The organism is Microcystis sp. T1-4, from assembly GCF_000297435.1.
Lineage (GTDB): Bacteria > Cyanobacteriota > Cyanobacteriia > Cyanobacteriales > Microcystaceae > Microcystis.
In genome coordinates, this window is record NZ_CAIP01000053.1 from 1 (window position 1) to 11,362 (window position 11,362).

An 11,362-nucleotide genomic window follows, 5' to 3' on the forward strand; every position below is an offset into this window, starting at 1 on the left:
TGCCAATACATCTGTCATAATTTAACAGTCACTCCCCTTGCAGAAGTGCCTCTCCTGATATGTAGCCTATACTCAGCGGATTTAGTATAACCTATCGGTGAAACCGGAGATTTTCTATCCGAATGCTTCGCCCGTACTTTTTCAGCAGACCCTATTTAGTATTACAATCGATCGGATTTCGCGGATCTGAGTTTTTGTCCCTTTTGAGTTTCTCGATTTCTCGTTGATTGGCTTCCCGGTCCGCAGCCACCCATAATTGTTTATCTTCATCCCAGTTGGCTTCCGTGTATATTGCTCTTTCCCAAAAGCAGGCCGATTTAATTTGTTTTGGATCAACCTCGGCTCCCCAGAGGATGGCTCCCCAGAGGATGGCTCCGTAGAGGTTGGCTCTGTTGAGGTCGGCTCCGTTGAGGTAGGCTCCGTTGAGTTCGGCTCCGTTGAGGTTGGCTTCGTTGAGGTAGGCTCCGTTGAGTTTGGCTCCCCAGAGGATGGCTTCGTTGAGGTAGGCTCTGTAGAGGTAGGCTTCGTTGAGGTTGGCTCTGTAGAGGTTGGCTCGGTTGAGGTTGGCTCCGTTGAGGTTGGCTCCGTCGAGGTTGGCTCGGTTGAGGTTGGCTCCGTCGAGGTTGGCTCGGTTGAGGTTGGCTCCCCTCAAATTTGTCCGACTTAAATCAAGAATTTTAATTTTATTAGAGTCAGTTGTTTCAGCCAAATTATCGCCAGCTTGGTCATTCTCAACTTTACGCCGGCCGATTACCGTTAAAGCGGCCTGAACTGGAATACTCACGGAAGGGAGCTTTTCTAGGACTTTCTGTCTTTCCTCTGGCTTCAGTTGTTCAATATTCGAGGGAATGGGGGAATTTTTACGAATGTAGGAAGTCAGCACTTCCATAATTGTCCATTGATCCTTGGGAGAATCTTTGGCAATTCGCTCTAGGGAATAAATGCCGCCAATTACCACCTCCTCTTTATTATTACCGATTTGCTCGACAGCTTTCGAGAAGCGCTCGGTAATCAGACGTTCCTGAATCAGTTGCCTTTCCGCTTGAGAATTGAGATAATTGACAAAAAGCCCAATTCCTGCGAAAAGGGTGGCAATTAATCCCAGGGCAGAAATAATCGTTTTGACCACATCAATGGCAAAGGTGCGGCTGTCTTTGTCTTCACGGGCAAAAAGTCCCGGTATTTGCTGAAATAGCCAGAAGGGAAAGATTAGCAGTTTCCAAGCAACTCTGACAAGAGACTGGAGCGATAGCAACAATCTTTTAATTAGCCTTTTTCCCCGGCGATAGGGCATCTTTAGATTCCAAGCAAGAATCGCTCTGGGATGTTGGCTAAAATATTCTTTCGCTTGCTGCCAGTCATCTATCTCATTGCCTTCTTTACCCGATGCCAGCCGTTTTTGATAAAACTCGTGAGCTTTGATCTGGTGCAATTCTAAAGGAATTCGTGGTGATTTTCTCGGAACCATGCAGCGTTTTCCCCACCAATAGATGGATTTTGCCAAGAAACTGAGGGACTGACAAAACTGTTTTCGAGGTTGGTTGAAAGAGAGTAAAATCCAACCATTAAAGTTTGTCTGTTAATCGAGTAATCGGCTCTCTTGGCTGCTGTGTAATCAACAGGATCGATCATCGAGATTGTCGGTATAGACTAGAGCCTAACGTCAACCTTTGATCAAGCTGTTGGGATACAATCCAGCAAGGACAAGAGAGCCTATTTACAGAATCGATCGCTTTAAGTAGGGCTTGCTGAATAAATCTAAAAACCTTGTTGGATCAGACTTTTAGACTTTTTTTCCCTCAAAAAGTGCCAGCCGTTGCGGGGATCGGGGGGAAAATCCCTGGACTTTTTCCCTGAAAATTAGGTAACTGACCACGGCGGTTCGACAGGCTCACCGTCCACTCGACTGAGCTTCGCCGAACGTCCTGAAAATAGGTAAAACCCCACACCCCACACCCCACACCCCACACCCCACACCCTGCCCCTAGGAAAAGCTTTTTCAGCAAACCCTAAGTAGTGTACTCGGCGTTAATTTTGACGTAATCGTAACTAAGATCGCAACCCCAGGCCGTACCTGTTCCCGAACCGTTACCGATACAGATAGACATTAAAACGGTATCTTCTCGTAAATAAGCCCCGCTTGCTGCCGCTTTCAGGTAATTACTGGCACTAGCTCGATCGAACGCCAGAGGTTGACCATTTTCCATCATCACGAAGTCGCCTAACTTGATTTGCAGGTCTTCTTGATGGAAGACAACCCCGGCCCGGCCCGCGGCCGCCGCAATTCGTCCCCAGTTGGGATCTCGACCGAAAACCGCCGATTTTACCAAGGAAGAGCCGGCAATGGTGCGAGCAATCTGACGAGCGGACTGATCATCGGCCGCCCCCGAAACCCGCACTTCTATTAAACAGGTGGCCCCTTCCCCATCCCGGGCGATCGCTTTAGCCAAGTATTGACAAACTTCCGTTAACATGGCCTCTAACTTTTGGGCATCCCGGCCCATTTCTGTGATCGCCGTGGTGCGCGATTGACCATTAGCCAAGGCGATCAGACTGTCATTGGTACTGGTGTCCCCATCCACCGTAATCTGATTAAAACTTTTATTAGCCGCCCGACTTAACATACTTTGCCAGAGAACCGTCGATACTGCGGCATCACAGGTGATAAAGGAGAGCATCGTCGCCATATTCGGGTGAATCATCCCCGATCCCTTGGCAATTCCCCCAATTGTGACCGGACGACCATCGATGGTGGTTTGCAAGGCGATCGATTTGGGGACTAGATCCGTGGTCATAATCGCCCGGGCCGTGCTTTCGCCACCATTTTCCGACAATAAACCCGCTAAGGTCGGTAAAGCGGCGGTTAACGCATCCATGCGAATCCGTTGCCCGATCACTCCCGTAGATGCCAGCAAAATTGCATCGGCGGGAATCCCTAAAACTTGGCTCAAGGCGGCGGCACTATCGAGAGCGTCTTGCCATCCGGCTTCCCCCGTGGCGGCGTTTGCTTGGCCAGCATTACACAAAATCGCCCTGGCGCTGGCTTTAGTTTGTAGGCGTTGACGGCAATAATCGACGCAAGCGGCGCGCACTTGACTGGTGGTAAAGACTCCGGCGGCGATCGCTTCTGTTTCCGAGACAATGAGGGCTAAATCGGGCAAACCGGACGGTTTTAGCCCCGCGGCCATCCCTGCGGATTTAAATCCTTTTGGGGCCGTGATCCCCCCCTCTATTTCCTGCCAATCGGCCATTTTCTCCCGTCTCCTACTCAAATTCGACACTCGATTATAGCAAGTAAAAAACACCTGTTGTAAAAATCAAAAATCTTCGGTTAGGTGAGGAGTCAGGAGTCAGTAGTCAGTAGTCAGGAGAATTAAGAATGAATAATTCACAGATTCTAGGCAATTTAATCCTTATTTTTGCCGTTTTTGAATCCTCAAAAATTAATTATGCAAGAGGTTTAATGAATAATAATCAATTTTGAACTGCGAAAAATTAATCATGCACGGGGTTTGACCGTTGCGGGTTGGGGAGAGGGGAGCGGGGAGCATAAATAAAAATAATCCAGGAGTCTCGGAGTCTCCTGTGTCCTAATTAAGCTGTCTCTTGGGCAGCGGCTAATTCCGCCAGTTTTCCCTGTTGATCCCTGGCGATACAGGATTGGATCACCTCTTCGATATCGCCGTCTAAAATGCGCTCGAGGGAAAAATTCTGATTTAAGCGATGATCGGTGAGACGATTATCCTTATAGTTATAGGTGCGAATTTTTTCCGAACGGGAACCGGTTCCCACCTGAGAGCGTCGCATGGAACTGACCGCTTCCTGTTGTTCCTGTAACTTCATATCGTACAGTTTCGCCCGGAGAATCTGCATGGCCCGTTCCCGGTTTTGCAATTGCGATCGCTCTTCGGTGCAGAAAACCCGGATTCCCGTGGGTTTATGGATTAAATCGACCGCAGTTTCCACTTTATTGACATTTTGACCGCCTGCTCCCCCAGATCTAGCCGTGGTTAACTCAATATCCTTGGGATCGATATGCACTTCCACATCGTCCACTTCTGGCATAATCGCCACGGTAGCGGTGGAAGTGTGGACGCGACCACTTGCTTCCGTCAGAGGAACCCGCTGCACCCGATGGACTCCTGCCTCAAATTTCAGCTTACTATAGACGTTATCGCCTTTAATCTCTAAAATTGCCTCTTTAAATCCTCCCATATCCGCCGGAGATTCACTCAAAAGGCTAACTTTCCATTTTTGAGTTTCGGCATATTTTGAGTACAAGCGAACTAAATCCCCCGCCCAAATACTGGCCTCATCACCTCCAGTCCCGGCGCGAATTTCCAGCATGATATTCTTTTCATCGAGGGGATCCCGGGGCAGCAGCAGAATTGTTAATTGGTCTTCCAAAGTGGCGATTTTTGCCTCTAATTCTGCCACTTCTAGGGCGGCGATTTCGCGTAATTCGGGATCGCTGGCGGATTCTTTGAATATTTGTTTCGCCCCGATTAAATCCTCTTGACTTTTTTGCCAAATTTCGTAAGTGTTGACCGTTTCCTCTAGGGAAGCGCGGGATTTGGCCAGACGATGCAATTCACCCGGATTACTGGTGACATCGGGATCCGCTAGACGACGGGTTAATTCTTTGTACGTCTGTTCTACAGATTGCAGTTTGTTTAATAAATAACTTTCAGCCATGATCGATAATAAATAGGGTTAAACGGGGTTAATTTGAAGATAACCCGCAAATTCACTGGATTAGAAGCGTCTGACAGATAATAGAGACGCAATCCTTTTAATTGTCTTAATTTTCTTTGTCTGGGGTTCTTTGAGCTAGGAAAAATCCCGCTCAACTGCTGAGAGTCAGTCAGTTTTGCTAATACTTAGAAATATTTTTAGGCCAGCAAGCGGCAAGGGAAGACATTTTTTTCTTAACCAGATTATTCCTATATCTGAAAGTATCATTTTTTGGCCGGTTTGAGCAAGTAATCTTAAATCCTGTTTAAAAGCAGGAATTGGGGTGTGGGGTAGTGGGGTAGTGGGGTAGTGGGGTAGTGGGGTAGTGGGGAATTGGGGTGTGGGGTAGTGGGGTGTGGGAAATTGGGGAAGTGGGGAGATGGGAGATGGAAGCAGGGAGAAAAAAGCTGATAACCGATAACTGATCACTGATAACTGATAACTGATAACTGATCAGTGATCACTGATCACTGAATATTAAACCTGTCGGAAAGGGGGACAAAAAATGCTAGGATGGCGACAGCACAGAGAAAAGTGAAAGAAAGGAATATAGCTTTACATGGAAGAGTTTGATAAGTCAATATCCTTTGATGGCAGGGATATTCGACTAAAAATAGGGCTTTTAGCCCCCCAAGCTGGCGGTAGCGTTCTGATCCAATCGGGAGAAACGGCAGTTTTAGTGACAGCAACCACAGCCAAGGCCAGAGAAGGAGTAGATTTCCTGCCCTTAACCGTTGATTACGAAGAAAGATTATACGCCGCCGGGCGCATCCCGGGAGGATTTTTGCGTCGTGAAGGTCGTCCCCCGGAAAAAGCAATTCTGACCGGTCGTTTGATTGATCGCCCCCTGCGGCCCCTCTTCCCCAATTGGATGCGGGATGATATTCAGGTGGTCGCTACGACCCTCTCAATGGATGAGGAGGTACCCCCGGATGTTTTGGCCGTTACTGGGGCTTCCGTGGCGGTTTTGTTGGCAGGTATTCCCTTCCAAGGACCGATGGCAGCGGTGCGCGTCGGTTTGTTAGGGGATGAATTTATCATCAATCCCACCTACAAGGAAATCCATAACGGAGAATTGGATCTAGTGGTGGCCGGTAGTCCCGAAGGGGTAGTGATGATCGAAGCGGGAGCCAATCAGTTACCAGAACGGGATATTATTGAGGCGATCGATTTTGGTTATGAAGCAGTGCGCGACCTGATCACCGCTCAACGGGAATTGATCGATCAGTTGGGTATTCCCCTCGTCACCCGGGAAGCACCGGCAGTAAACGAAACCGTGCAGAATTTCCTGAAAGAACAAGCTAAAGAGGAAATTAAACAGATTCTCTCTCAGTTTACCCTCAGCAAAACCGAACGGGATGAGAAATTAGAGGCGATCGAAAATCGGCTCAAGGAAACTATAACCGCTCTCCCCGATGAAGATCCCTTAAAAGCTCCAACGCTGGAAGAACCCAAGTTAATCGGTAATCTCTTTAAGGATCTGACCAAAAAACTGATGCGCGCCCAAATTATCGAGGATGGGGTGCGGGTTGATGGTCGTAAACTGGACGAAGTACGCCCGATTTCTTGCCGGGTGGGAGTTTTACCCCGTCGGGTTCACGGTAGCGGTTTGTTTAATCGCGGTTTAACCCAAGTGCTTTCGATCGCCACCCTTGGCACCCCCGGGGATGCTCAGGATTTAGGGGACGATCTCCATCCCGAAGACGAAAAACGCTATCTTCATCACTACAATTTTCCACCCTTTTCCGTCGGTGAAACCCGTCCCATGCGCTCTCCCGGCCGTCGAGAAATCGGTCACGGTGCTTTAGCGGAAAGGGCGATCGTGCCTGTCCTACCCCCCCAGGAGGAGTTTCCCTATGTGCTGCGGGTGGTGTCGGAAGTCCTCTCTTCTAATGGTTCCACCTCCATGGGTTCCGTGTGTGGTTCTACCCTGGCGCTGATGGATGCCGGTGTTCCCCTGAAAAAACCCGTTAGCGGTGCGGCCATGGGTTTAATTAAAGAAGGGGAAGAAGTGCGGATTTTGACCGATATTCAGGGTATAGAGGATTTTCTGGGAGATATGGACTTTAAGGTGGCTGGCACTGATTCCGGCATCACCGCTCTTCAGATGGATATGAAAATCCCCGGTTTAAGCATGGAAGTGGTGGCCAAGGCGATCGAACAAGCTTTACCGGCCCGCAAACATATCCTCGAGAAGATGTTAGCAACCCTAGAAAAACCCCGCACGGAATTATCTCCCCACGCACCCCGGTTATTGACGATCAAGATCGATCCGGATCTGATCGGGTTAGTAATCGGGCCAGGTGGTAAGACGGTGAAAGGGATTACTGAACAGACCGGCACGAAAATCGATATCGATGACGATGGTACTGTCACCATTTCCTCTACCGATGGGGAACAGGCCGAAAAAGCTAAACGACTGATCTACAATATGACCCGCAAACTCAATGAGGGTGAGGTTTATCTCGGTCGCGTGACTCGCATTATCCAAATCGGCGCTTTTGTGGAAGTTTTGCCGGGGAAAGAGGGAATGATCCATATTTCCCAATTGGCCGAGGGACGCGTCGGTAAGGTGGAGGATGAAGTGGCCGTCGGGGATGAGGTGTTAGTTAAGGTACGGGAGATCGACAGTAAAGGTCGTCTCAATCTTACCCGTCTCGGTATTCATCCCGATGAGGCCGCCGCTGCCCGTAAGGCTGCTACTGTAGTCTAGGTGAATTTTTTGTTCATGGTTAACTCTTGATCGCTCGATCAAGAGTTTTTGTTTAGGGCTTGCTGAATAAATGTGAAATGTAGGCAAGGTAAGGGTTTTGTGGCTTTTCTGGCGAAACAGGTGCAAGATTTTGAGAGAATCGTGCTTCAAAACCTGGCATCTTGAGCGGCGATCGCGTCCTGTAGGGGCGAAGCATTCGGGCAATAACCTATCGGTGAAACCGTAGATTTTCTATCCGAATGCTTCGCCCGTACTTTTTGCCGCAAACCCTACCTAAAAACGGCAATAGAGACGCAAAAACCACGCCTCTATCCCGGTATTTTCCCTAGATATTGTTTCTGACTACCAGCTAGACTTGACCACACCGGGTAAAAGACCTTGGTGGGCCCATTCGCGTAAAACGTTGCGGGATAAACCAAAATCGCGATAGTATCCTCTCGGTCTGCCGGTCGTTAAGCAACGGTTGCGGTGACGACTGGGGGCGCTATTGCGGGGTAATTCCTGTAATTTTTGGTGAATTGCCAGTTTTTCTTCAAAATCTTCGGCGGTGCGGAATTGTTCTTTTAGTTCCGCCCGTTTAGCTTCGTATTTTTGTCTGAGACGAGCGCGTTTTTTCTCGCGTTCTACCATCGATTTTTTTGCCATGGGGGTTTCTCGAAAAAGATTTAACCTGTAAAGACAGCATTTTCTATTATAACCTGAAACACCGGTGACAAAGGTGACATTTGTTGATATTAATTCTTAAAGTCCTAGTTGCAAATTTTCTATGTCTGAACCGCCTCAATTTCTCCAACAACGTCTTTTTTATCAGGGTCGCGTCTTTCAATTTGAAGTCTCGAAACTGCGTTTACCTAACGGTGTCGAAGGAGAATGGGAATGTGTGCGTCATCCGGGGGGCGCTTTAGCAGTTCCAATCACCAAGGAAGGTCAATTGGTTTTAGTACGTCAGTATCGATTTAGTTTGCAAGCTCGCATTCTGGAATTTCCCGCCGGGACGATTGATGAAGGAGAAGACCCTGCTACAACGGTAAAACGAGAATTAGAGGAAGAAGCGGGCTATCGGGCCCACAATTGGCAATCTTTGGGTAAATTTGCCCTGGCACCGGGTTATTCCGATGAATATATCTATGCTTTTCTGGCCCGGGATCTGGAAAAATTAAGCTTGCCCCCCGCTCAAGATGCCGATGAAGATCTAGAAGTGGTTTTTATGAGTTTTGAGGAAATGGAATCGGCGATCGCCAAGGGAGAATCGATCGATGCTAAAACTATTACTAGCTTCTATCTGGCCCGTTTAGCCCTTAATTAATCTTTTCAATCACCGCTTGTCCCAGTTGAATCAACTCAAAACCGATAAAAAGGCTTAAAATCACGGTGACAGCCTGATTAAGTAGGGGTATATTGCCTTTACCTAGAACAGAAGCGACGAATTTGACCACAACTAAAACGAGAGCGCTAACAACGGCGATTTTGACGGCTATCATAGATTAATTTTTCCTCACGGTTAACCAGAGTATACTATTTCTAGACTTTTTCTTGCTAGTTTCATCTTCGGCTTGATACAAAATGTAGCATTTTGGTGGAGAGCGCTCCTGTCATTGCCAAAAATGCCCGGGTTTTTGTTAAGAATTGTAAAATGTAGTTAGATTTATTTACTCAGAAGGGGATTTATGTCTAACCGAGAATCGATTTTTCCGTTCCCTCAAAAACCAGCATATTCCTCCGTATTCAAATCCATTTTAGCGATAATATCGGTTCTTTTAATTATTTTGGCAGTGATCGGCGGGCTAATGATGGTCAGTTTCTCATTATCTTGGCCAGAAGACAGTATTTATCGATTAATCCTTGGCTTAGTAGAAGAATTTTTTAACCCATTTGCTTGGATTAAAGTTCCCACGGTTGCTCATAGCTATCAATTATTATTACCCACGGTTATCCTGCTAATTTTTACGCAGTTAATCATTTTCTTGTCTCCGCGTCCGCAAGTTTGGTCAAGATTAGTTATTATTTCCATCACTCTCGCTATCACCCTGCGCTATCTAGTCTGGAGGATTCTGGAAACCTTAAATCTTTCCACCCCTATTAATGGCTTTTTTAGTTTACTACTTTTAGGCCTTGAGATGATGGTTTTAAGTAGTAGCGTGATTCAGTTAGTTTTAGTCTTAACCACGAAGGATAGACACAAAGAAGCTGATTTTTATAGCCAAGGGGTAATCGATAAACAGTATTTACCGACGGTAGATATTCTGATTCCCACCTATAATGAGCCAGCCTTCATCTTAAAAAGAACTATTATCGGTTGTCAAGCCCTTAATTATCCCCATAAAAATATTTATATTCTCGATGACACCCAGAGGTCAGAAATTTATGAATTGGCAGAAAAATTAAATTGTCATTATCTGACTCGTGAGGATAGAAAAAACGCTAAAGCAGGTAATTTAAACAATGCTCTCAGACAAACACAAGGGGAATTAGTGGTAGTTTTTGATGCGGATTTTATCCCTTGTCGGAACTTTCTAGAAAGAACTGTTGGCTGGTTTCAAAACCCCAAAATTGCCCTAGTGCAAACGCCCCAAAGCTTTTATAATGCCGATCCTATCGCCCATAACTTAGGTTTAGAAAATATCGTTACTCCCGACGAAGAATTATTTTATCGTCATATCCAACCAGCTAAAGATGGGGTGGGTAGTCCTGTCTGTGCTGGCACTTCTTTTATTGTCAGAAGAAAGGCCTTAGAAGAAGTGGGCTACTTTAATATAGAATCTATTAGTGAAGACTATTTTACTGGAATTGCTATCTCTGCTCAAGGTTATGAAGTTATTTACTTAAATGAAAAACTCAGCGCTGGTTTATCTGCCGAAAGTTTATCAGCTTATTTGCGGCAAAGATTGCGCTGGGCAAGGGGAACTTTACAGGCATTTTTTATCAAAGCTAATCCCCTAAAAATTGCGGGACTAACCCTACCCCAAAGATTGGCACACTTAGAAGGACTTTTATCTTGGTTTTCTCCCTTAGCTCGTTTATTTTCTCTGCTGATTCCTCTCCTTTATACCTTTGGTTATATCGTACCTTTGAACATTACTATCGATGAGACAATCTATATATTTTTACCCTACATGATGCTGCAGTTAGCCACTTATCACTGGTTAAATTGTCGCTCGCGCTCGATTATTTTTTCTGAGGTACTATCGATGATTATTTGTATACCTACAGCCCTAACAGTTCTCCATATTCTTTGGAAACCCTTTGACAAAGGATTTCAGGTGACACCGAAGGGAATTGCTCGCCAAAATTATCAATATAATTGGCACTTATCCTACCCATTGCTGTTTTTTCTCACCATTACTTTAATTAGTATTTTCTTTAATTTACACCATCACAATTATCAAGAAAATCCCCTAAATTTTGGCTTGATTTTGGCTATATATAATGTGGTTATTATCATGACTGCTTTAGTGGCTTTATTGGAAGCTCCCCTCGCCCTAGAAACTCAATACCAAGCACTGGAATCTCCTGTTAAATTGATCACAGAATCGGATATAATTATACAGGGCAATCTGAAAAAACTTTCGGAAATAGGAGCAGAAATTCACCTGAAGGAACCCATCTACTCAGAACAATTACTCCTAGATATTTTAGGCGAATATTTGTGCTTATCGGCCCATCTAGTCAATCTAGAAAAACGAGGAAAAATCTGGCAAGCGACCCTTAAATTTCAGCCACTTAGCCTATCAGACCAGAGAAAGATAATTACTTTTTTATTCTGTCGTCCCCAGTGCTGGCAACCGAAAAATACGGCAGGAGAATTACAATCACTTTGGTTGTTAATTATCAGCTTTTTTCGGGGAATAGGCTTGATTTGGCGGGCATTTTTGAATCGAAAAACAGCCCTTTAGTTTAGTCAAAAGTCGAAAATAC

At 46.0% G+C, this 11,362-nt stretch carries 8 protein-coding genes and 1 pseudogene; 3 read left to right on the top strand and 6 right to left on the bottom strand.

Going from position 1 to position 11,362, the window contains the following annotated elements; all coding sequences use genetic code 11:
- Window positions 1-151: 151 nt before the first annotated feature.
- The 4 genes and pseudogenes from MICAI_RS02950 to prfA all read right to left on the bottom strand — a co-directional run bounded on the left by MICAI_RS02950 (window position 152) and on the right by prfA (window position 4,695).
- Window positions 152-1,468 (bottom strand): pentapeptide repeat-containing protein, encoded by a 1,317-nt coding sequence (locus MICAI_RS02950; protein ID WP_008197494.1) that lies wholly within the window; start codon window positions 1,466-1,468, stop codon window positions 152-154.
- 290 nt (window positions 1,469-1,758) lie between these two features.
- Window positions 1,759-1,961, bottom strand: a pseudogene (locus MICAI_RS27710) (hypothetical protein).
- Between the two features lie 48 nt (window positions 1,962-2,009).
- Window positions 2,010-3,251 carry a bifunctional ornithine acetyltransferase/N-acetylglutamate synthase gene (argJ, locus tag MICAI_RS02955; RefSeq protein ID WP_002736235.1) on the bottom strand — a complete coding sequence of 414 codons (1,242 nt, stop codon included), beginning with the start codon at window positions 3,249-3,251 and terminating at the stop codon, window positions 2,010-2,012.
- Between the two features lie 343 nt (window positions 3,252-3,594).
- Entirely contained in the window at window positions 3,595-4,695 is a 1,101-nt protein-coding gene (gene prfA / locus MICAI_RS02960; protein WP_008197495.1) for a peptide chain release factor 1, read from the bottom strand.
- A 598-nt stretch (window positions 4,696-5,293) separates the two neighbouring features.
- Between prfA and MICAI_RS02965 the strand changes: the two genes are divergently transcribed.
- Window positions 5,294-7,447 carry a polyribonucleotide nucleotidyltransferase gene (locus MICAI_RS02965; RefSeq protein WP_008197497.1) on the top strand — a complete coding sequence of 718 codons (2,154 nt, stop codon included), beginning with the start codon at window positions 5,294-5,296 and terminating at the stop codon, window positions 7,445-7,447.
- Between the two features lie 342 nt (window positions 7,448-7,789).
- On the opposite strand, the gene rpsN is transcribed toward MICAI_RS02965, so the two are convergent.
- Complete coding sequence (gene rpsN, locus MICAI_RS02970; RefSeq protein WP_002740009.1) at window positions 7,790-8,092, bottom strand: 30S ribosomal protein S14; 303 nt, start codon at window positions 8,090-8,092, stop codon at window positions 7,790-7,792.
- Window positions 8,093-8,213: 121 nt separating this feature from the next.
- Here rpsN and MICAI_RS02975 point away from each other — a divergent pair, with 121 nt between their 5' ends.
- Window positions 8,214-8,753, top strand: coding sequence for an NUDIX hydrolase (locus MICAI_RS02975; protein ID WP_004268241.1), 540 nt, complete (start codon window positions 8,214-8,216; stop codon window positions 8,751-8,753).
- On the opposite strand, the gene MICAI_RS02980 is transcribed toward MICAI_RS02975, so the two are convergent.
- The gene (locus MICAI_RS02980; protein ID WP_002769951.1) at window positions 8,746-8,928 is read right to left on the bottom strand and encodes a hypothetical protein; all 183 of its coding nucleotides are present in this window, start codon (window positions 8,926-8,928) and stop codon (window positions 8,746-8,748) included. The genes MICAI_RS02975 and MICAI_RS02980 overlap by 8 nt on opposite strands.
- A gap of 186 nt (window positions 8,929-9,114) precedes the next feature.
- On the opposite strand from MICAI_RS02980, the gene MICAI_RS02985 reads away from it, so the two are divergent.
- Window positions 9,115-11,340 (top strand): glycosyltransferase, encoded by a 2,226-nt coding sequence (locus tag MICAI_RS02985; RefSeq protein WP_008197499.1) that lies wholly within the window; start codon window positions 9,115-9,117, stop codon window positions 11,338-11,340.
- Window positions 11,341-11,362 lie beyond the last annotated feature (22 nt).

Coding starts and splice junctions, on each gene's coding strand:
- MICAI_RS02950 (WP_008197494.1), bottom strand. CDS start 1,468: ATGGTTCCGAGAAAATCACCACGAATTCCTTTAGAATTGCACCAGATC.
- argJ (WP_002736235.1), bottom strand. CDS start 3,251: ATGGCCGATTGGCAGGAAATAGAGGGGGGGATCACGGCCCCAAAAGGA.
- prfA (WP_008197495.1), bottom strand. CDS start 4,695: ATGGCTGAAAGTTATTTATTAAACAAACTGCAATCTGTAGAACAGACG.
- MICAI_RS02965 (WP_008197497.1), top strand. CDS start 5,294: ATGGAAGAGTTTGATAAGTCAATATCCTTTGATGGCAGGGATATTCGA.
- rpsN (WP_002740009.1), bottom strand. CDS start 8,092: ATGGCAAAAAAATCGATGGTAGAACGCGAGAAAAAACGCGCTCGTCTC.
- MICAI_RS02975 (WP_004268241.1), top strand. CDS start 8,214: ATGTCTGAACCGCCTCAATTTCTCCAACAACGTCTTTTTTATCAGGGT.
- MICAI_RS02980 (WP_002769951.1), bottom strand. CDS start 8,928: ATGATAGCCGTCAAAATCGCCGTTGTTAGCGCTCTCGTTTTAGTTGTG.
- MICAI_RS02985 (WP_008197499.1), top strand. CDS start 9,115: ATGTCTAACCGAGAATCGATTTTTCCGTTCCCTCAAAAACCAGCATAT.